This window comes from Ralstonia sp. R-29, from assembly GCF_049913345.1.
Lineage (GTDB): Bacteria > Pseudomonadota > Gammaproteobacteria > Burkholderiales > Burkholderiaceae > Ralstonia.
In genome coordinates this window covers 2,477,655-2,498,599 of sequence record NZ_CP184377.1, presented here as the reverse complement: position 1 = coordinate 2,498,599, position 20,945 = coordinate 2,477,655, and the positions used below count along the sequence as shown (strand labels likewise).

21 protein-coding genes are annotated in these 20,945 nt (G+C 62.8%); 14 read left to right on the top strand and 7 right to left on the bottom strand.

Annotated features, from left to right (window positions below; genetic code table 11):
- Positions 1–16: 16 nt before the first annotated feature.
- Positions 17–682, bottom strand: a complete 666-nt coding sequence (locus ACN9M1_RS11780) for a response regulator (protein WP_426394561.1) — start codon at positions 680–682, stop codon at positions 17–19.
- Positions 683–1,098: 416 nt separating this feature from the next.
- Here ACN9M1_RS11780 and purN point away from each other — a divergent pair, with 416 nt between their 5' ends.
- From purN to nadC, 7 genes are all read left to right on the top strand, one after another.
- On the top strand, positions 1,099–1,749 hold the full coding sequence (purN, locus tag ACN9M1_RS11775) for a phosphoribosylglycinamide formyltransferase (protein WP_426394559.1): 651 nt from the start codon (positions 1,099–1,101) through the stop codon (positions 1,747–1,749).
- Positions 1,746–3,131 (top strand): RsmB/NOP family class I SAM-dependent RNA methyltransferase, encoded by a 1,386-nt coding sequence (locus tag ACN9M1_RS11770; RefSeq protein ID WP_426394557.1) that lies wholly within the window; start codon positions 1,746–1,748, stop codon positions 3,129–3,131. The genes purN and ACN9M1_RS11770 overlap by 4 nt, the downstream gene beginning before the upstream one ends.
- The gene (locus ACN9M1_RS11765) at positions 3,128–3,697 is read left to right on the top strand and encodes a phospholipase D family protein (protein WP_426394556.1); all 570 of its coding nucleotides are present in this window, start codon (positions 3,128–3,130) and stop codon (positions 3,695–3,697) included. The genes ACN9M1_RS11770 and ACN9M1_RS11765 overlap by 4 nt, the downstream gene beginning before the upstream one ends.
- A gap of 23 nt (positions 3,698–3,720) precedes the next feature.
- Positions 3,721–5,091 carry a mechanosensitive ion channel family protein gene (locus tag ACN9M1_RS11760; RefSeq protein WP_426394554.1) on the top strand — a complete coding sequence of 457 codons (1,371 nt, stop codon included), beginning with the start codon at positions 3,721–3,723 and terminating at the stop codon, positions 5,089–5,091.
- A 376-nt stretch (positions 5,092–5,467) separates the two neighbouring features.
- Positions 5,468–6,658, top strand: a complete 1,191-nt coding sequence (locus tag ACN9M1_RS11755; protein WP_426394552.1) for a DesA family fatty acid desaturase — start codon at positions 5,468–5,470, stop codon at positions 6,656–6,658.
- 189 nt (positions 6,659–6,847) lie between these two features.
- Entirely contained in the window at positions 6,848–7,996 is a 1,149-nt protein-coding gene (gene nadA, locus ACN9M1_RS11750; protein WP_426394550.1) for a quinolinate synthase NadA, read from the top strand.
- Complete coding sequence (nadC, locus tag ACN9M1_RS11745) at positions 7,993–8,880, top strand: carboxylating nicotinate-nucleotide diphosphorylase (RefSeq protein ID WP_426394548.1); 888 nt, start codon at positions 7,993–7,995, stop codon at positions 8,878–8,880. The genes nadA and nadC overlap by 4 nt, the downstream gene beginning before the upstream one ends.
- A gap of 3 nt (positions 8,881–8,883) precedes the next feature.
- Here the strand turns inward: nadC and nadB are convergent, their stop codons facing one another.
- The 4 genes from nadB to radC all read right to left on the bottom strand — a co-directional run bounded on the left by nadB (position 8,884) and on the right by radC (position 11,945).
- Positions 8,884–10,485 (bottom strand): L-aspartate oxidase, encoded by a 1,602-nt coding sequence (gene nadB / locus ACN9M1_RS11740; RefSeq protein ID WP_426394546.1) that lies wholly within the window; start codon positions 10,483–10,485, stop codon positions 8,884–8,886.
- Between the two features lie 186 nt (positions 10,486–10,671).
- Positions 10,672–10,842, bottom strand: a complete 171-nt coding sequence (rpmG, locus tag ACN9M1_RS11735) for a 50S ribosomal protein L33 (protein WP_003262397.1) — start codon at positions 10,840–10,842, stop codon at positions 10,672–10,674.
- 14 nt (positions 10,843–10,856) lie between these two features.
- The gene (gene rpmB / locus ACN9M1_RS11730; protein ID WP_004631999.1) at positions 10,857–11,090 is read right to left on the bottom strand and encodes a 50S ribosomal protein L28; all 234 of its coding nucleotides are present in this window, start codon (positions 11,088–11,090) and stop codon (positions 10,857–10,859) included.
- 180 nt (positions 11,091–11,270) lie between these two features.
- Positions 11,271–11,945 carry a RadC family protein gene (gene radC, locus ACN9M1_RS11725; protein WP_426394545.1) on the bottom strand — a complete coding sequence of 225 codons (675 nt, stop codon included), beginning with the start codon at positions 11,943–11,945 and terminating at the stop codon, positions 11,271–11,273.
- A gap of 119 nt (positions 11,946–12,064) precedes the next feature.
- On the opposite strand from radC, the gene ACN9M1_RS11720 reads away from it, so the two are divergent.
- From ACN9M1_RS11720 to ACN9M1_RS11690, 7 genes are all read left to right on the top strand, one after another.
- Complete coding sequence (locus tag ACN9M1_RS11720; protein ID WP_426394544.1) at positions 12,065–12,553, top strand: FKBP-type peptidyl-prolyl cis-trans isomerase; 489 nt, start codon at positions 12,065–12,067, stop codon at positions 12,551–12,553.
- Positions 12,553–13,527: a 4-hydroxy-3-methylbut-2-enyl diphosphate reductase gene (gene ispH / locus ACN9M1_RS11715; RefSeq protein WP_426394542.1), complete on the top strand. Its 975-nt coding sequence runs from the start codon at positions 12,553–12,555 to the stop codon at positions 13,525–13,527. The genes ACN9M1_RS11720 and ispH overlap by 1 nt, the downstream gene beginning before the upstream one ends.
- Positions 13,528–13,992: 465 nt before the next feature.
- The gene (locus ACN9M1_RS11710) at positions 13,993–15,201 is read left to right on the top strand and encodes a branched-chain amino acid ABC transporter substrate-binding protein (protein ID WP_426394540.1); all 1,209 of its coding nucleotides are present in this window, start codon (positions 13,993–13,995) and stop codon (positions 15,199–15,201) included.
- A 210-nt stretch (positions 15,202–15,411) separates the two neighbouring features.
- A complete protein-coding gene (locus tag ACN9M1_RS11705; protein ID WP_012436246.1) occupies positions 15,412–16,347 on the top strand; it encodes a branched-chain amino acid ABC transporter permease in 936 nt (311 codons plus the stop codon).
- 14 nt (positions 16,348–16,361) lie between these two features.
- Positions 16,362–17,498, top strand: coding sequence for an ABC transporter permease subunit (locus tag ACN9M1_RS11700; protein ID WP_426394538.1), 1,137 nt, complete (start codon positions 16,362–16,364; stop codon positions 17,496–17,498).
- Positions 17,499–17,513: 15 nt separating this feature from the next.
- Positions 17,514–18,290: an ABC transporter ATP-binding protein gene (locus tag ACN9M1_RS11695; protein WP_426394536.1), complete on the top strand. Its 777-nt coding sequence runs from the start codon at positions 17,514–17,516 to the stop codon at positions 18,288–18,290.
- Positions 18,291–18,307: 17 nt separating this feature from the next.
- A complete protein-coding gene (locus tag ACN9M1_RS11690; RefSeq protein WP_426394534.1) occupies positions 18,308–19,024 on the top strand; it encodes an ABC transporter ATP-binding protein in 717 nt (238 codons plus the stop codon).
- Between the two features lie 78 nt (positions 19,025–19,102).
- Here ACN9M1_RS11690 and ACN9M1_RS11685 read toward each other — a convergent pair whose 3' ends face one another.
- Positions 19,103–19,576, bottom strand: a complete 474-nt coding sequence (locus ACN9M1_RS11685) for a GNAT family N-acetyltransferase (RefSeq protein WP_426394533.1) — start codon at positions 19,574–19,576, stop codon at positions 19,103–19,105.
- Between the two features lie 80 nt (positions 19,577–19,656).
- Positions 19,657–20,844 (bottom strand): acetylornithine transaminase, encoded by a 1,188-nt coding sequence (locus ACN9M1_RS11680; RefSeq protein WP_426394531.1) that lies wholly within the window; start codon positions 20,842–20,844, stop codon positions 19,657–19,659.
- Positions 20,845–20,945: the final 101 nt, after the last annotated feature.

Below are 20,945 nucleotides of genomic sequence, written 5' to 3'. Positions count from 1 at the left end.
GCGAACAGACCCTAGATCAGGCGGCGCCCGTCAGGCGGAAGCGCTCCATGCGCGAAATGATCTGGATGCGCGTGCGTACGCCCAGCCGCTGCAGAATCGCCGAGACGTGTTCCTTGACGGTGTTTTCCGTCAGGCCCAGTTGGCGCGCGATGGATTTGTTCGGCAGGCCTTCCAGCAGCAGTGCCAGCACCGAGCCCTGACGCGGCGTCAGGCCCAGTTCGGCCGGCGTGATGGGGATACCGTGCGAGGCGTTGCCCTTGCCGTTGATGCCGCCCAGATCGTCTTCCGATGGGAACGACGTATCACCGCCGAAGATGCCGGCAACCGCCTTGGAAAACGCGTGCGCATCGGCGTGCTTGCCAATGAAGCCGATGGCGCCCAGGGCCTGGGCCTTGGCGACAACCTCGGGTGTGTTTTCGGCCGACATGAAGGCAAAGCGCGCTTCAGGCAGCTTGCTGCGCAGTTCGCGCATGGCATCGAAGCCGGTGCAGTCCGACAGCCAGACATCCAGTAGCACGACATCCGGGCGGACGCCGTCATCCACCAGCGCCAGCGCTTGGCGCCGGCCAATGGCCGCATGCACCTGAACTTCCGGCAAAGCTTGTGCAAGAAAGGTGGTCGTGCCAGACAAGGCGAGAGGGTGGTCGTCAACCACCAGCAGGCTACGCAGCGAGCTCGTCATTCTTATTCCCCGGTGAGGGCATTGCCCTCTTGTTGTTGTACGCGTGCCGACCCGGCGCGGGCGGTGGCGTTTCGGGCCGGGTTTGCCACCCCTGCACCGATTTGCCGTCACGGTTACCGTCCACGCGATGTTGCGGCGCACGATGAAACGAGGCGCAATGCGCGTCGGACCACCGCTGGCCGCCCTCCCGACCCCTGGGGCGCGGACAATTATGGTGTCGAGATTATCAGAGCGCGGCATCGCTCGCCAACGTTCGACCGCGCGTTTGTGCTGGTGCGGCAAGGTTTTTGCTGTTGCGCGTCGGCTAAATACCACGCTGTCGGCAAAGCCGCCTGCGAGGCCGCCGCGCGGGCGTCACTCCGCGCTGCACACCCGATTTTCATGGGGGAGTGCGGCGCACTTGATAAAATGCCGCGATGAAAAATATCGTCATTCTCATTTCCGGGCGGGGCTCCAACATGGAAGCCATCGTCCGAGCCTGTCAGGCCGAAGGCTGGCCAAGCCGCATTGCTGCTGTCATTTCTAATCGGCCCGATGCGGCCGGACTTGAATTTGCCGCCTCGCACGGCATTGCCACCGCGGTGGTTGACCACAAGGCGTTTCCTGATCGCGACAGTTTTGATGCTGCGCTGGCGCAAGCCATCGACGGCTTCTCGCCGGACCTAGTGGTGCTGGCCGGCTTCATGCGCATCCTCACGCCGGGCTTCGTCAAGCACTACGACGGGCGCATGCTGAATATCCATCCGTCGCTGCTGCCGTGCTTCCCAGGGCTGCATACGCATGAGCAGGCGCTGGCCATGGGCGTGAAAGTGCACGGAGCGACGGTCCATTTCGTGACCGCCGAGCTGGACCACGGCCCGATCGTGCTACAAGCCGCCATCGAAGTCCGCCAGGACGACACGCCCAAGACGCTCGCCGCACGCCTGTTGACGCAGGAACACGTGATCTATCCGCGTGCCGTGCGCTGGTTCGTGGAAGGGCGCCTGACCGTTGAGCAAGGCGTGGTGCGCGTGTCTCCGGATGCGTCGCAGCTTGTGATTGGCGCAGACGCGCGGGAGGCAGCATGAGTCAGGATCGTCAGCGCCCGCGCAATGGCGGCGGCAACAACAAGCGTTCGGGTTCCGGTGGTGGCGGTTGGTATCGCGCGCCGCAGGGCAAACCGGCGCAACGCAGCGCCCCGCGTCCTCGCACGGGCGTGCACGGCAGCCATTTCGAGCATCTGGACAAGGTGCTCGCGCGCCTGCTGCACTTTGCCGCGCCGGCCGACATGGTCGTCAGCCAGTACTTCCGCGAGCACCACGAACTTGGCCACCGCGAGCGCGGCATCATCGCCGAGGCGGCCTTTGCCGTCTTGCGCCGTAAGACCGAATTCGGCCAGTTTGCCGAGAGCGGTACGGGCCCCGCGCGTCGCCGCCTGGTGCTGCTTGGCCTGCTGCAGACTGCGGGCCGCGAGGCCATCGCGCCGTTTCTGAGCCCCGCTGAAGCCGAGTGGCTGGACCGCTGGGAACTGCGTGACCGCGCTGCCTTGGCGCCGCGTGTGCGCGCCAATTTGCCGGATTGGCTGTTTGATGCGCTCGTCGCGCAGCACGGCGCCGACTTTACCGAGGCGCTGGCGCAGGCTTGGTTGACGCCGGCTCCGCTGGACCTGCGCGTCAACACGCTCAAGGGCGATCGTGAGGCGGTGCTGGCGACGCTGGCAGAGGCCGGCATTGAGGGCGCTGCAGCGCCGCTGTCGCCAGTGGGCATTCGCCTGGCTGGCAAGCCCGCGCTGAACAAGCTGGAGATCTTCACCAACGGTACGGTCGAGGTGCAGGACGAGGGCAGCCAACTGCTGTGCCAATTGCTGGCGCCGAAGCGCGGCGAGATGGTGGTCGATTTTTGCGCTGGCGCGGGCGGCAAGACGCTGGCGATTGGCGCGGCGATGCGCTCGACGGGGCGCTTGTACGCCTTTGACGTGTCGGAAAAGCGTCTGTCGAACCTGGGTCCGCGCCTGGCGCGCAGCGGTTTGTCGAACGTGCATCCGAGCCGCATCGACAGTGAGCACGATGCCAAGGTCAAGCGACTGGCCGGCAAGATCGACCGCGTGCTGGTCGACGCGCCTTGCAGCGGCCTGGGCACGCTGCGCCGCAATCCGGACCTGAAGTGGCGCCAATCCGCGCAAGCGGTGGAAGAGATGTCGGCCAAGCAGCAGTCGATCCTCGCGTCTGCGGCGCGGCTGCTGAAGCCGGGTGGCCGTCTCGTCTATGCAACCTGCAGCGTGCTTGCGCGCGAGAACCAGCAGGTGGTGGAGCAGTTCCTGGCTGCGCACGAAGACTTCGCGCTCGTGCCCGCTGGTGAGGTGCTGGCGGCGCAGAAGATTGCGCTCGACATGGGGCCGTATCTGGAGCTGTATCCGCAGGTACATCAGACCGACGGCTTCTTCGCCGCCGTGCTGGAGCGCCGCGCATGATGGTGCGCCGATGGGGTTGGCTGCTGATTGCCGTGTTGGCATTCAGTGCCGGCGGAGTCGCCCAGGCGCGCAATGCACCGCCAGTGCTGCCGGCCAAGGGTACGGTACAGGCCGCGTTCACGCCGGACGACGATATCGAAGGCCTGCTGGCCGATGCCATTGACGAGGCGCGCGAGCAAGTGCTCGTGCAGGCGTATCTGCTGTCGAACAAGGCCATCGTGCGCGCGCTGCTGGCGGCGCATCAGCGCGGCGTGGATGTGCGTGTGCTGGCCGACCGCGAGCAGATGATGCGCGCCAACGGCAGTCGCGTGCCCGAGATCGCCAACGCGGGCATTCCGGTCTGGCTGGAGGTGCGCTACAAGAACGCGCACAACAAGGTCATCGTGATCGACGCGCGGGGTGCGCACCCGGTCTTGGTGACAGGCAGCTTCAACTTCACGCAGACCGCGCAGCGCGGCAACGCCGAAAACGTGCTGATCGTGCGGGGCGATGCTGACCTCGCGCAGCGCTACGCCGCCAACTGGCAGAAGCACGTGGGCGACGCGTTGCCCTACCGATCGCAATAGGAATGCAATAACCGGTCGCTCCAATGGACGGATTGCCGTTGAACCTGAACCACATCGCGCTGGGCCACATGATCGGTGACATCGTCGCCGACCTTGGTGGCCCGCGCTTCATCTGGCAGCTGGGCGTGCTCGTGTTGCTGCTGGGCGTTGCGTGGCTGCTCGCTGGGCCGATCGCGCGGCGCCTGCATGCCCGTCATGTCAACGACACGTTTGCGCTGCGCTTTGCGTGGTCGAGCCTGGAGCGCGCGATGTTCCCGCTGATCGGCTGGCTGCTAGTGCTGGGCGCGCGCTATGCGCTGGTGGGCACCATGCCGATCAGCGTGTTCCGGCTGGCGGCGGTGCCGCTGTTTGGCCTGGCGATGCTGTACCTCGCGTTTTATGTGCTCCGGCGCGTGCTGTCCGCCAACGGCGAGTTGCACGGCATGCTGGTGCTGGTCGAACGCGTGCTGACCACGCTGATGTGGATTGGCATGGTGCTCTACGTGCTCGGCGTGCTGGGCGATGTGGTCGATTACCTAGACGGCATTCGCTTTGCCGTGGGCGGCAAGCAGAAGATCAGTCTGGCAGCCATGCTGATGGGCGTGGTGTGGATTCTGCTCACCGTGCTGGTGGCGATGTGGTTCGGCTCGTGGCTGGACAATCGCATTACGCGCGCCGCGGCGCTCGATGCCAATCTCAAGGTCGTGCTCTCGCGCGTGGCCAAGGCGATGCTGCTGCTGATTTCGCTGCTGTTGAGCCTGTCGCTGGTGGGTATCGACCTGACGGTGCTGTCGGTGTTTGGCGGCGCGCTGGGCGTGGGCCTCGGTTTGGGCCTGCAGAAGATCGCCAGCAACTACGTGTCGGGCTTCATCATTCTGCTCGAGCGCTCGCTCAAGCTGGGCGACCAGATCACGGTCAGCTCCTACACCGGCATCGTCACGCAAATCCGCACGCGCTACACCGTGGTCCGCAACGGGGATGGCGATACGCTGGTGCCGAACGAGCTGATGGTCGCGCAGGCGGTGCAGAACCATAACGAACGCGGCACCGTGCGGGTGGCTGTGCGCGTGCAGGCGTCGTATGCGGCCGACCCGGAAGGCGTGCTCGCGTTGCTGGTGCAATGCGCCGAAGGTGTTCCGCGCGTGCTGGCCGAGCCGGCGCCCGCTGCGTTCATGGTGCTGTTTGCCGACAGCGGCATCGAGTATGAATTGGGTGTGTGGATCGCTGATCCCCACAACGGCAAGCTGGGCGTGCAATCTGAGTTGAACCGGGCGATTTATCGTCGCTTTAAGGCGGCGGGGATCGACATTCCGTATCCGCAGCGCGAGGTGCGGATGCTGGCGCCGGTCACGGTTCAGCAGGATGCGTCAGGTGATGCTGACGCCGCTTCCGACCGTGCTTCCGCGCCGGCCTAACATAGGTCGGCCGGGAACGGTGCTCGCTTGTTCTGGGTCAAATTGGCGGTTTTCCCCCATGGATTAGAGGGGGTATTCGGTTAGAATGCTAGCTTCTCCCACGAAGGATGAGACGGCGCCGTCGCAAAGGCTTTTGGCTTGTGACAAAGTGCCGCGAATGGCTTGCATTGCGCAGGGCGGAGGTCATATGACCGGCACGGCTTCAGGGCCGCCGATGTGACGCGCAAGCCGGGTGCCGACACGTTCGATGCCCGATTCCCCGCCAAAGACGACCCCGCTGTTGCATGCATGTGACAGCGGATGGCCTGACGAGGCAGCATTGTCCCTCCCGACCTAGGCTGCTTCCATCACCCCCGAGTTGACCACGGAGAGCACTTTGATCGACTCCATTCTGAATTTCCTTGCCAACGGCACCCTCGACTGGGCGTGGTGGCAAATCCTGATTTTCACGCTGGTGGTGACCCACATCACCATCGCCAGCGTCACGATTTTCCTGCACCGGTGCCAGGCGCACCGAGCACTGGATCTGCACCCGATTCCCGCGCATTTCTTCCGTTTCTGGCTGTGGCTGACGACCGGCATGGTCACGCGTGAATGGACCGCCATCCACCGCAAGCACCACGCCAAGTGCGAAACCGAAGAGGATCCGCACAGCCCGCAGACCCGCGGCATCCGCAAGGTGCTGTTCGAGGGCGCTGAGTTGTACCGCGCCGAGGCGAAGAACCAAGAGACCATCCAGAAGTTCAGCCACGGCACGCCGGACGACTGGATCGAACACAACCTGTACTCCAAGTTCACGTGGCAGGGCGTTGGCTTGATGCTGATTCTGGACGTGCTGATGTTCGGTGCGCTGGGTCTGACGGTGTGGGCGGTGCAGATGCTGTGGATCCCGATCCACGCTGCCGGCATCATCAACGGCCTGGGTCACTACTGGGGCTACCGCAACTTCGATTGTGAAGACGCGTCGACCAACGTGTCGCCGTGGGGCATCATCATCGGCGGTGAAGAGTTGCACAACAATCACCATACGTACGCGACGTCGGCCAAGTTCTCGGTCAAGTGGTACGAGTTCGACATCGGTTGGGGCTACATCCGCGCGCTGGAAATCGTGGGCTTGGCCAAGGTGAAGAAGGTGGCGCCCAAGGCCCGTTTTGTTGATGCCAAGCCGGTTGACCAGAACACGCTGGAAGCCATCATCGCCAACCGTTATGACGTGATGGCGCGTTACGCCAAGGCCGTCAAGACCGCTTACCGCGAGGAACTGGCCAAGCTGAAGGCCTCGCGGGATACGGAATACCGTGCGCTGAAGCCGGCCCGCAAGTGGTTCCATCGCGACGAGGCCAAGCTGGGCGCACCGCAGCGCGAGCAGCTCTCGCAAATCGTGTCGGACCACTCGTCGCTGCACACGTTCGTGGAAATGCGCCGCGAGCTGGGTGCCCTGTGGAGCCGCTCGAATGCCACGCGCGAGCAACTGCTGCACCAACTGCAGGACTGGTGCAAGCGCGCTGAGGAAAGCGGCATTCATGCCCTGCAGGAATTTGCCGTGCGCCTGCGCCGCTACGCCTGATTTTTCTGTTTCATAGATGAAGCCCCGCTCCGCAGCGGGGCTTTTCTTTTGGGTAAACTGCCCCAATTCACATTTTTAACAGGTCGCGACAACGTATCGCGGCACGAGTCCTCCTCACACACCGTCCAGTTTCATTGCCGCGCCAGCTTTTCTGACGCTCTAATGGCATGAAGGGACGGGGAGACCACCATGGAAACCCACATCAAGACGGTTGAATTTGAGCGCCCGGATATGCTTGCTGAGGCGCAGTCCGGCGCAAGTTGCGTTGCCCACGCCTGGGCAAAGGTGCCGCCCGTGCTGTCGCGCGAGGAACGCGATGAGCTGAAGGCGCGCATCAAGCGCCTGCTCAAGGAACGCGAGGCCGTGCTGGTCGCGCATTACTACGTTGATGCCGACCTGCAAGACCTGGCCGAAGAGACCGGCGGCTGCGTGTCGGATTCGCTGGAGATGGCGCGTTTCGGCCGCGACCATTCGGCCAAGACGCTGGTGGTGGCGGGCGTGCGCTTCATGGGCGAGACGGCCAAGATACTGAGCCCCGAAAAGACTGTGCTGATGCCCGATCTGGACGCAACGTGCTCGCTCGACCTGGGCTGCCCGCCGGACGAATTCGCGGCGTTCTGCGATGCACACCCGGATCGCACCGTGGTCGTCTATGCCAATACCAGCGCCGCTGTGAAGGCGCGGGCGGATTGGATGGTGACGTCGTCCATCGGCTTGAAGATCGTGCAGCACCTGCATGCGCAGGGGAAGAAGATCCTGTGGGCGCCGGATCGGCACCTTGGCAGCTATATCCAGAAGCAGACCGGCGCAGACATGCTGATGTGGCAGGGCTCGTGTCTGGTGCACGACGAGTTCAAGGGCGTGGAGCTCGACCTGCTGCGCGCGGAACATCCGAACGCGAAGATCCTCGTGCATCCGGAATCGCCGGAATCGGTGGTGGCGCAGGCGGATGTGGTTGGCTCAACGTCGCAGTTGATCGCGGCGGCGCAGTCCCTGTCGGCCAACGAGTTCATCGTGGCGACGGACAACGGCATCCTGCACAAGATGCGTATGGCCGCGCCAGGTAAGCGTTTCATCGAGGCCCCGACGGCCGGTAACAGCGCCACCTGCAAGAGCTGCGCGCACTGCCCGTGGATGGCGATGAACGCGCTGACCAATCTGGCCGAGGTGCTGGAAACCGGCCGCAACGAAATTCACGTTGACCCGGCCATTGGCAAACAAGCCGTGGTCTGCATTGACCGCATGCTCGACTTTGCCGCGCAGGAGAAGGCCGCGGTTCGCCCCCAAGGGGATTTGGCCGCCAATGCGCAACTCTTTCAAGGAATCGGCCCGGCATGACGGCGACTCACATCAACCCGAGCGCCACGCAGGCGATTTTTGACAGCTTTGGTCCCGCGCTGCGCGAGGCGCTGGCAGCGAACGTAGCCGCTGCGATTGCCGAGGATGTCGGCACGGGCGACCGTACCGGCTTGCTGATCCCCGCCGACTGCCATGCACGTGCGCGCGTGATCGTGCGCGAGAACGCCGTGCTCTGCGGCACGCCGTGGTTTGACGCTTGCATGCGCGCCGTTGACCCGGCGCTGCGCGTGACGTGGCGCCAGCAAGAGGGCGATCGCATGGCGCCCGACTCCGTGGTGTGCGAGATCGAAGGTCCGGCTCGGTCGCTGCTGACGGCGGAGCGCCCGTCGCTGAATTTTCTGCAACTGCTGTCCGGCGTAGCGACGACCACGTCGCGCTATGCCGAGGTCATTGCCGGTACGCGCGCCCGCGTGCTCGACACGCGTAAGACGCTGCCCGGTCTGCGCCTCGCGCAGAAGTACGCCGTGCGCATCGGTGGCGGCGAGAACCAGCGCCTGGCGCTATACGACGGCATCCTGATCAAGGAAAACCACATCGCTGCAGCGGGTGGCGTGACCGCGGCGCTGCGTGCGGCGCAAGCGCTGAATGCCGGCGTGACGATTCAGGTTGAGGTGGAAACGCTGGCGCAGTTGGATGAAGCGCTGGCAGCAGGCGCCACGTCCGTGCTGCTCGACAACTTCGAGCCGCCCGCCATGCGCGAAGCCGTGCGCGTGACCGCCGGCCGTGCCTTGCTGGAGGTGTCCGGCGGCGTGAACATCGACACGATCCGCGCGTTTGCCGAGACGGGTGTGGACCGCATCTCCGTCGGCGCGCTCACGAAGGACGTGCGCGCAACCGACTATTCGCTGCGGATCATTGAATAAAGCCTAGCGTTTGCGCGCAATCTGCCGATGGGTCGGCTGCATGACCGTCGGCAGTGCCTTGGGCAGCGTCTCGGGATAGTCGCGCGAGAAATGCAGCCCACGGCTTTCATGCCGTGACAGCGCGCTGTCGACAATGAGCGAGGCCGCCTCGACCAGGTTGCGCAGCTCCAGCAAGTCGTGCGTCACGCGGAAGTTGGCGTAGTACTCGGTAATCTCCTCGCGCAGCAGGGCGATACGGTGCTGCGCGCGCTCCAGCCGCTTGTTCGTGCGCACGATGCCGACGTAGTTCCACATCATGCGGCGCAGTTCGTCCCAGTTGTGCGAGACGACGACTTCCTCATCCGCATCGGTCACGCGGCTCTCATCCCAAGCGGGAATCTGAACTGAAGTCGGCTGCGATTGCGGCTGCGCGAGGATATCTTCCGCGGCGCCGCGCCCGATCACCATGCATTCCAGCAGCGAGTTGCTCGCTAGGCGGTTGGCGCCGTGCAGGCCCGTGTAGGCCGTCTCGCCCACGGCGTACAGGCCGGCAATGTCCGTGCGACCGAGGTGGTCCGTCACCACGCCGCCGCACGTGTAGTGCGCCGCCGGCACCACCGGAATCGGCTCGCGGGTGATGTCGATGCCCAGTTCCATGCAGCGCGCCAGAATCGTCGGGAAGTGCTCCTTCAGGAATTCCGGGCTCTGGTGGCTGATATCTAGGTACACACAATCCAGGCCGCGCTTCTTCATCTCGAAGTCGATGGCGCGGGCGACGATGTCGCGCGGGGCCAACTCGGCGCGTTCATCATGCGCGGGCATGAAGCGCGTGCCATCGGGCAGGATCAGCTTGCCGCCTTCGCCGCGTACGGCTTCGGTAATCAGGAACGATTTGGCGAACGGGTGATACAGGCAGGTCGGGTGGAACTGGATGAACTCCATGTTCGCCACGCGGCAGCCCGCACGCCACGCCATGGCAATACCATCGCCGCTGGCTGTGTCCGGATTCGTCGTATAGAGGTAGACCTTGCCCGCGCCGCCCGTGGCCATCACGGTCTGGCTGGCAGTGAGTGTCTTGACGTGGCCCGACGCAACGTCGAGCACATACAAACCGTGGCAGCGCATGCCGGGCAGACCCAGCTTCGCATCGGTAATCAGGTCGATTGCGAAATGGTCTTCCAGCAGCGTGATGTTCGGGTGATTGCGCACCTTTTCCACCAGCGTCGTCACCACGGCATGGCCGGTGGCATCCGCTGCGTGGATGATGCGGCGATGGCGGTGGCCGCCTTCGCGCGTCAGGTGGAAACCGAGTTCCGCCTGTTCATCGCGCGTAAAGGGCACGCCGTGGCCAATCAGCCATTCGATCGCCTCGCGTCCGTTCTCGACGATGTAACGCGTGGCCGCTTCATCGCACAGGCCCGCGCCGGCGATGAGCGTGTCGTCGACGTGCTCATCATGGCTGTCGCCGGAATCGAGCACGGCGGCAATGCCGCCCTGCGCCCAATCGCTGGCGCCTTCCGGCAAGCTGCGTTTGCTGATGACGACCACACTGCGGTGATCGGCGAGGTGCAGGGCGACGGTCAGGCCCGCCAGACCGCTGCCGACGACGGCAACATCGAAATTCATGGAAGACGCGAGAGTCTGAGCAGACGCGGCTGCTGGCTAGCACAGTCGCGTGTCAATCGGAAACATCGGAAAGAGAAGCAGTGTACACCGCAGCCCTCGCCGAATGACAGGCAACAAAAAACCCGCCTGGAAGCGGGTTTCTGTTGTCGGTCATGCCGACGGAAACAAGACGCGTAATCGCGAGGATTACTTGATCTTGGTTTCCTTGTAAGCGACGTGCTTGCGGGCGACGGGATCGAACTTCATGATCTCCATCTTTTCCGGCTTGGTGCGCTTGTTCTTGGTGGTCGTGTAGAAATGACCCGTACCTGCGGTCGATTCCAGCTTGATCTTGTCGCGTCCGCCTTTGCTGGCCATGATTTAACTCCTAATTAGACTTCGCCGCGTGCGCGCAGGTCCACGAGCACTTCGTCGATGCCTTTTTTATCGATCAGGCGCAGACCGGCGTTCGAGACGCGCAGGCTCACCCAGCGGTTTTCGGATTCAACCCAGAAGCGACGGTTCTGCAGGTTCGGCAGAAAACGGCGCTTGGTCTTGTTGTTTGCGTGGGAAACGTTATTGCCGACCATCGGCGCTTTCCCGGTCACTTGACAGACGCGTGCCATGGAGCACTCCTAACTAAATTCGTTGGCTACAGTTTGCGACCGGGCGCTGGGACCAAAACCAAGCGCAGCGCCACTGTAGAGGTGGGACTTCAGCGAAACGCGGATTATACACACAAAACTGCTGGCAAATCAACGAGATCGATCGATTGCCGTTGGGCGCCACGCGATGCGGCGTCGGCGCTACATCTTGCCGTGTTCCAGAAAGCCATACACCGTGGTACGCCCGACGATCATGTGATCCAGCACCATCACGTCCAGCAGGGCCAGCGCGCGGCATAGCTCACGGGTCAGGGTGATGTCGGATTCGCTGGGCTCGGCGTGGCCCGTGGGGTGGTTGTGCGCGAGGATGACGGCGGCAGCATTGTGATGCAAGGCGCGTTTGGCGATCTCACGTGGGTAGACGCGGGCTTCCGTCAGCGTGCCGCGGAACAGTTCCTCCCACGCGATCAGGCGATGCCGTACATCTAGAAAGAGACAGGCGAACACCTCGTGCGGGCGGTGGCCGAGGGTCAGGCGCAGGAAATCCTTCACGCTTTGTGGGGATTCGAAGGTCTGGCCGTGGGTGATGTCTTCTTTGAGGGCGCGGCGAGCGACCTCCAGCAGTGCGTGCAATTGCGCGTATTTGGCGGGCCCCATGCCGTTGATCGACGAAAACTCCTGCTGGGACGCGTGGCACAGCCGCCCCAGCGAGCCAAAGTGCGTCAACAGCTCGCGCGCGAGGTCGACCGCGCTTTTGCCGGGCATGCCGACCCGCAGGAAGATGGCCAGCAGCTCCGCATCGGAGAGCGCGCCAGGGCCGTGGGCGAGCAGTTTTTCACGGGGCCGCTCGTGGGCGGGCCAGTCGACGATTGCCATAAGGGGGAACGAGGATGGAAAAGCCCTATAGATATAGATGTGCGGCAGGCGCCGCGCCTGCGGCCGCCGGAAGGGCTGACGTACAATAACGGGTTACTTTTTGGTCAAGCAGGTTGAGCGTGCAAAATTTGGTGAACGAGGCGTCCACGGCGACGTCAGGCGATGCAGGCAAGGTGGTTGGCCCGGATTCTTTTCTGACGCTGCACTACCGCATCGCGCTGGAAAACGACACGGATATCGTGACGACCTTCGGCGAAAAGCCGGCCACGCTGCTGCTGGGCCAGGGCCAGATGGCGCCCACGCTGGAGCAGGCGCTGCTCGGTATGCGTGAGGGCGAGCGCACGACGTTCCGCCTGGCGCCCGAGCATGCGTTCGGACCGCGCAATCCGGAGCTGCTGCAGCGCGTGTCGCTGGCCACGCTGCGCGAGAACTCTTCGTTTGAAGAGGATTACCAGCCGGGCGATCTGGTCGAATTCAACGCGCCTAGCGGCGGCAAGTACGCCGGCGTACTCAAGGAAGTCGGTGAGACCTCCGCGCTGTTCGATTTCAACCACCCGCTGGCCGGCCAGACCATCGTGTTTGAAGTCCAGCTGATCGGCATTCTGTAATGAGCAACGCTGTGACCGCCCCCATCGATCCTGTTACCCAAGCCGACGCCGAAGTCCTGCTGGCGCAGCCGCGAGGCTTTTGCGCCGGCGTGGATCGCGCCATCGAGATTGTCGAGCGCGCGCTCGAGCTGTTTGGCGCGCCGATCTATGTACGCCACGAGATCGTGCACAACGCCTACGTGGTGAGCGATCTGCGTAACAAAGGCGCGGTGTTCGTGCAGGAGTTGGATGATGTGCCGGTGGGCGGCACGGTCATCTTCAGTGCGCACGGCGTGTCGCGTGCGGTGCGCGAGGCGGCTGAGGCGCGCGGATTGCGCGTGTTCGATGCGACGTGCCCGCTGGTGACGAAGGTGCACGTTGAAGTGTCGAAAATGCGTGCGCAGGGCTTCGAGATCATCATGATCGGCCACAAGGGGCATCCCGAGGTGGAAGGCACGATGGGCCAGGCCAACGACGGCATGCTGCTGGTGGAGTCCGTTGACGATGTCACGCATCTCGTGGTGAAGGACCCGACCCGCCTGGCGTATGTCACGCAGACCACGCTGTCGGTGGATGAGACGCAAGAGATCGTGGCGGCCATCAAGGCGCGCTTCCCGGCGGTGCACGAGCCGAAGAAGCAGGACATCTGCTATGCCACGCAGAATCGCCAGGACGCGGTGAAGTTCATGGCGCCGCAAGTGGAAGTGGTGATCGTGGTCGGCAGCCCGAATAGTTCCAACTCCAACCGGCTGCGCGAACTGGCCGAGAAGCTGGGGGTGCCTGCCTATATGGTAGATACGCCGGAACAGGTGAAACCCGAATGGTTGGCCGGCAAACGGCGTGTCGGCCTGACGGCGGGCGCCTCGGCGCCGGAAGAGCTGGCTCAGTCGATTGTCGACCGGCTCAAGGCATTGGGCGCGCGTACGGTGCGCCCGCTGGACGGCATTCAGGAAAACATGTCCTTCCCTCTACCGAGGGGACTTCAAACCAATTGAACGCCTTTATGTAAATGCCCACTTAACAGTGGGAAAGAAGTGCACAAAGACAGTGCGCCCTAATGCGGTGCATAAAGCGCTTTTCGATAGCCAACGGCCACTCAAACCAGAGTGGCCGTTTCATTTTGTGCATTGCAAAAACGGCTTCAACGCCCGCGAAGCCTTGATTTACCGTGCATATCTCCCGCCAAGCCGCATGGCTCCGGGGTTTTCCCTAGTCTGGCACGCTTCTTGTTATGACCTTTCGCCTATCGCGAATGCCTGCGCGAAATGACGCCTGTTTGGGCATTGGGGAAAGCCCGTAAAACGGCGTAATTACGGTAAAAATCGTTGTTGCGACGCGTATTGCATCCGCAAAAAAAGGGGATACAATTCGCGCGTTTCAAATTGAAACAATTCGGCGCAGGGGGAGCGGCCGGGAGGCAGGACGCTCTTCTTGCTCTTGCGAGATCTAGGAGATCACTCATGCAAATTAAGTTTGCCAAAGTTCTGCCGCTTGCGGCTGCCGTGGCACTCGTAGCAGCTTGCGGTAAGAACGAGGAAAAGCCCGCAGACCAAGCTGCTGCACCTGCAGCAACGTCGGCTCCGGCCGCCGCTGCCGGTGGTGGCGAGACCGTCGTCAAGATCGGTCATGCTGCACCGCTCACGGGCGGGATTGCCCACCTTGGCAAAGACAACGAAAACGGCGCACGTCTGGCCGTTGAAGAGGCCAACAAGGAAGGCCTGACCATCGACGGCAAGAAGATCAAGCTGGAACTGGTCGGTGAAGACGATGCGGGCGACCCGAAGACTGGCACTGCCGTGGCGCAGAAGCTGGTCGACGAGAAGGTTGTCGCCGTTGTTGGCCACCTGAACTCGGGCGTTTCGATCCCGGCCTCGAAGATCTACAGCGATGCAGGCATCGTGCAGATCTCGCCGTCGTCGACCAACCCCGACTACACCAAGCAAGGCTTCAAGACGACCTACCGCGTGGTTGCGACCGACGCGCAGCAAGGTCCGGCACTGGCGAACTACGCTGCCAAGACCCTGGGCGCCAAGACCGTGGCCATCGTTGACGATGCCACCGCCTACGGTAAGGGCCTGGCCGACGAGTTCGAGAAGACCGCGAAGGCCGGCGGCGTGAACGTCGTGGCACGTGAAGCCACCAACGACAAGGCGACCGACTTCAAGGCCATTCTGACCAAGATCAAGGGCAAGAAGCCGGACGTGATCATGTACGGCGGCATGGATGCCACCGGCGGTCCGTTCGCCAAGCAGGCCAAGGAACTGGGCATCACGGCCAAGATCGTTGGCGGCGACGGCGTGTGTACCGACAAGGTTGCTGAACTGGCTGGCGACGCCATCGACAACATCGTCTGCTCGGAAGCAGGCCTGGCACTGTCGAAGATGGAGAAGGGCGCAGACTTCGAGAAGAAGTACCAAGCGCGCTTCAACACGCCGGTGCAGATCTACGCACCGTTCACGTATGACGCCGTCAACGTGATCATCGATGCGATGAAGCGTGCCAACTCGACCGATGCTGCCAAGATCCTGGCTGCCATGCCGGCAACCAACTACAACGGCGTGATCGGCAACATCGCGTTCGATGCCAAGGGTGACCTGAAGGAAGGTTCGATCACCCTGTACAACTACAAGGACAAGAAGAAGAGCGTTCTTGACGTTGTGAAGATGTAATCGAAGGGTTACCGCCCTAAAAACGGCACCGCGCCTACCCTAGCGGTGCCGTTTTTTATAGCCTCGCCAGTTACACAAGGCCCTCACCATGGGCGCGTTCGGCAGGCCGCTTACCAGCAACCTCACCTTACCCATCCGATTGATCGCATACCTTGCGGGCACGCCACAGCGTCGTCTACAACAAAGCAAGGCATAGCAGGAGCTGTTCTCATGGATATCTTTATCCAGCAGATCGTGAACGGTCTGGTGCTCGGCAGCATTTACGCGCTGATCGCACTTGGCTACACCATGGTCTACGGTATTCTCGGCATCATCAACTTCGCCCACGGCGATGTCCTGATGGTCGGTGCAATGTCCGCGTTGACCGCCATCAACTTCCTACAAAAATACTTTCCCAATCTGCCTGACTGGCTCACGCTCGTCTTCGCACTGCTGTTTGCCATGCCGGTTTGCGCCATCGTGGCTTACACCATTGAACGGGTCGCTTACCGGCCGCTGCGCAATGCGCCGCGTCTGGCGCCGCTGATCACCGCCATTGGCGTGTCGATCGTGCTGCAGACCCTGGCCATGATGATCTGGTCGCGCAACCCGCTGACCTTCCCGCAGTTGCTGCCTTCGAGCCCGATTGATATCGGCTCCACGGGCGCGACCATCACGGGCAAGGAAATCGTCATCATCCTGGTGTCGATCCTGGTGATGGTTGGGCTGATCCTGCTGGTCAACCGCACCAAGCTCGGCCGCGCCATGCGCGCCACCGCCGAGAACCAGCGTGTGGCAGGCCTGATGGGCGTGAACCCCAACTTCGTGATCTCCGCCACGTTCATGATCGGTGCTGCCATGGCAGCGGTCGCGGGCGTGATGATGGCGACCAACTACGGCAATGCCCACTTCTACATGGGCTTCATCCCTGGCCTGAAGGCGTTTACCGCTGCAGTGCTGGGCGGCATCGGCAACCTGGCGGGCGCCATGGTTGGCGGCATGCTGCTGGGCCTGATCGAAGCACTGGGTGCCGGTTATATCGGTGACTTGACTGGCGGTGTGTTCGGTTCGAACTACCAAGATGTGTTCGCATTCATCGTGCTGATTGGCGTGCTGCTGTTCCGTCCGTCCGGCATCATGGGTGAACGCGTTGCGGACCGCGCATAAGAAAGGGGAGCGCCATGACAGAAACTGCAACCGAATTCAAGGCTCCGAAGAAGACGCGCGCTGCGCTCTACGGCTTCCTGATTCTGGCCCTGTTCGCACCGTTCATCGTCGGTGCCGCAGGTGGTAACTACTGGGTGCGCGTGCTCGACTTCGCGCTGCTCTACATCATGCTGGCCCTGGGCCTGAACATCGTGGTGGGCTTTGCCGGCCTGCTCGATCTGGGCTACATCGCGTTCTATGCGGTGGGGGCGTACATGATGGGGCTGCTGGGTTCGCCGCATCTGACCAACCAGTTCGAGTGGATTCATCAACTGTTCCCCAACGGGCTGCACCTCATCGTCTGGTGGGTGATTCCGCTGGGCGCGGGTCTGGCGGCGTTGTTCGGCATCCTGCTGGGTGCGCCGACGCTGAAGCTGCGTGGCGACTACCTCGCCATCGTGACGCTGGGCTTTGGTGAAATCATCCGCATCTTCATGAACAACCTCGACCGCCCGGTGAACATCACCAACGGTCCGAAGGGCATCAACCTGATCGAGCCGGTCAAGATCCTCGGGTTTGACTTCTCGAAGCGCCACGACTTTTTCGGCATCCGCTTCGACTCGGTCTACATGTACTACTACCTGTTCGTGCTGCTGGCCGCGATCATCATCATCGTGTGTCTGCGCCTGCAGAACTCGCGTATCGGTCGTGCATGGGTTGCCATCCGTGAAGATGAAATCGCTGCCAAGGCGATGGGCATCAACACCCGCAACGTGAAGCTGCTGGCCTTTGCCATGGGCGCATCGTTCGGTGGCGTGTCGGGGGCGATGTTCGCGTCGTTCCAGGGCTTCGTGTCGCCGGAATCGTTCGTGCTGTGGGAGTCGATCTACATCCTGGCGATCGTGGTGCTGGGCGGCATGGGCCATATCCCGGGCGTGATCCTGGGCGGCATTCTGCTGGTGGGCTTCCAGGAGCTGCTGCGTGCCCTGGCCGAGCCGATCCAGAACAAGCTGTTCGGCCATGTGATCGTGGAAGCGGAAGTGCTGCGTCAGTTGCTCTTCGGCCTGGCGATGGTGGTGGTGATGCTGTATCGCCCCGCGGGCCTGTGGCCCTCGCCGCGCAAGGAAGACCGTCCGCAGAAGGCGCGGGTCGGTGGGTTGTCCCGCATCTGATTGGAGGCACGCAACATGAGCAACAACAACGTCCTCCTCTCGATCCGAGGAGTGAGCAAGCGTTTCGGCGGCCTGCAGGCATTGTCCGACGTGAACCTGGAGATCCGCGAAGGCGAGATCTACGGCTTGATCGGCCCGAACGGCGCCGGCAAGACCACGTTCTTCAACGTCATCACGGGCCTGTACACGCCGGACGCCGGTGACTTCGTGCTGGGTGGCATCCCCTACCAGCCGACCGCCGTGCACGAAGTGGCCAAGGCCGGTATCGCACGCACGTTCCAGAACATCCGTCTGTTCGGCGACATGACCGCGGCGGAAAACGTCATGGTCGGCCGCCACGTGCGTACCAAGGCCGGCCTGCTCGGCGCGGTGTTCCGCACCAAGGCTGCGCGTGAGGAAGAGGCGTCCATCGAAGACTGGGCGCACGACCTGCTGGAGTACGTCGGCATCGGCAAGTACGCCAACTACACGGCGCGCAACCTGTCGTACGGTCACCAGCGTCGTCTGGAAATCGCCCGCGCCCTGGCCACGCAGCCCAAGCTGCTGGCCCTGGACGAACCGGCTGCCGGCATGAACGCCACGGAAAAAGTGGAACTCCGTGGCCTGCTGGACAAGATCCGTTCCGACGGCAAGACCATCCTGCTGATCGAACACGACGTGAAGCTGGTGATGGGCCTGTGCAACCGCTTGACCGTGCTCGACTACGGCAAGGTGATCGCACAAGGTCTGCCGCAGGAAGTGCAGAGCAACCCGGCCGTGATCGAGGCCTACCTCGGCGCATCGGCGCACTGATGCAGAGGAACGGAACAATGAAACCAGTGATGTTGAAGATCGACAGTCTGAAGGTCGCTTACGGCGGCATCCAGGCAGTCAAGGGCGTGGATCTGGAGATCCGCGAAGGCGAGCTCGTTACGCTGATCGGTGCCAACGGTGCCGGCAAGACGACCACCATGAAGGCCATCACCGGCCTGCAAGGCTGGGCGGGCGGCGACGTGCAGTATCTGGGCAAGTCCATCAAGGGCGTGCCGAGCTACAACCTGCTCAAGCAGGGCTTGGCGATGGTGCCGGAAGGCCGCGGCGTGTTCGCGCGCATGACCATCACCGAAAACCTGCAGATGGGCGCCTTCACGCGCAACGATGATGCGCAGATCAAGGTCGATATCGAACGCATGTTCGGCATCTTCCCGCGCCTCAAAGAGCGTGCCAACCAGCTGGCCGGCACGATGTCGGGCGGTGAGCAGCAGATGCTGGCCATGGCGCGCGCGCTGATGAGCCAACCGAAGCTGCTGCTGCTGGACGAACCGTCGATGGGTCTCTCGCCGATCATGGTGGAGAAGATCTTCGAGGTCGTGCGCGACATCTCGGCGCAAGGCGTGACCGTGCTGCTCGTCGAGCAGAACGCGCGCTTGGCACTGCAGGCAGCACACCGCGGCTACGTGATGGACTCCGGTCTCATCACCATGAGCGGCGAAGCCAAGCAGATGCTGGACGATCCGAAGGTGCGTGCCGCTTACTTGGGTGAATGAGTGGGCGAATAAGCTCCATCAAGCGTCATGAGAAAGCCCCGCAGTTGCGGGGCTTTTTCTTTGCGCATGACCAACGTCTCAGGCAGTTGCCGCTGTGTAGATGTTCGGTCGATGCAGTTGCATGAAGCCGACGCCATCGGGTACATCGGTAAAGCCATGCTTGCGATAGAGCCAGTTAGCACCCGTGGTGACCAGCACCGTGCGGCGCAGGGTCTGCAGTTCCGGATGCTCACGCAGAAACTCCATCAGCGCGTGCGAGACACCCTTGCCGCGCCATTCCGGCAGCACAAACACATCGCAGAGATAGCCAAACGTTGCGCGATCGGTGACGACGCGTGCGAAGCCCACGAGATCCCCATGCGAGCCATCGTCTAGGCGATAGGCGGCGAAGCACAGCGAGTTGGCGATCGATCGGTCGAACACTTCGCGCGGCAGACCGCGAGCCCAAAATGTTTCCTGCGAGAGAAAGCAGTAGATTTGGTCCAGCGGGAGCCACGCGGAATCATCCGACAAAACGATCCCCGTGGCCGGAACTGCAAGCGTCACGGCCATGGCAAACCTCGAGGTGGAAACAGCGGTGGAGCGGTGAAGGGCGACGCATTGCGCGCCGCCCTGGTGTGATGCGATGAAGCTTAGGCGTGCGCCTTGAGCAGCGTGCGCAGCATGCCGATCATCGTGTCGATTTCTTCGGTCGTCACGTTCAGCGCGGGCATGAAGCGCAGGATGTTCGGGCGCGGCGCGTTGAGCAGCAGGCCCGTCGGGTTCATCTCGCGTGCGGCTTCCACCAGTTGGCCGCCGATGTCCTTGCCGAGCAGCAGGGCGCGCAGCAGACCGTTACCGCGCTCGCCCGCCAAGCCGAATTCTTCCGACAGTTGCAGCAGTTGCTTGCGCAGATAGGCGCCGCGTTCTTCCACGCCGGCCAGGAAGCCGGGGGCCAGCAGTTGCTCGATCACCGAGCAGCCGACGGCCGTCATCAGGGGGTTGCCGTTGTAGGTGCCGCCCTGGTCGCCGGCTTCGAAGCTGGCGACTTCATCCGTGCACAGCAGCGCCGACAGCGGCACGCCACCACCGATGCCCTTGCCCAGCGTCATGATGTCCGGCTCGATGTTCGAGAGCTGGTAGGCGAAGAGGGTGCCGCAACGGCCGCAGCCCGCCTGCACTTCGTCAACAATCAGCAGGATCTTATGCTTCTTGGTGAGTGCGCGCAGTTGCTGCATGAACTCCGGCGTGGCCGGCAGCACGCCGCCTTCGCCTTGCACCGGCTCGAGCATCACGCCGACGGTGTCATCGGTGATCAGCGCTTCCACCGAAGCGATGTCATTCAGGATCGCCTTCGGGAAGCCCGGCACCTGCGGCGCGAAGATGGTGTCCCAGCCGGCCTTGCCCGACGCGCTCATGGTCGCGAGCGTGCGGCCGTGGAAGCTGTGGTCGAACGTGATGATCTGGAACGCGCCGTTCTTATGCTTCTTGCCCCACTTGCGCGCGAGCTTGATGGCGCCTTCATTGGCTTCTGCACCGCTGTTGGCGAAGAACACCTTGTCGAAGCAGCTGTGCGCGGTCAGCAGGCCGGCCAGCTTGGCCATCGGCTCGTTGTAAAAGGCCGGGCTCGGGTTGATGAGCTTTTTGGCCTGCGCGTTGAGCGCTTCGATCATGCCGTCGTTCGAATGGCCCAGGCAGTTGACGGCCCAGCCTTGCACGAAGTCCAGATATCGCTTGCCGTTGTGGTCCGTCAGCCACGAGCCCTTGCCTTCGGTGAAGACGATTTCGGGCCGGTTGGTGATGTACATCAGGGACTGGACGGGGTAGTCAGCAAACGCCATGGCAAAGCTCCAGAAAAAGGCGGCAGGAAGATGAAAAAGCGGAAAAACGCGAGTTGGAAAAAGACAAAGGCCACGGGGGTTGCCCCGTGGCCTTGTGATCG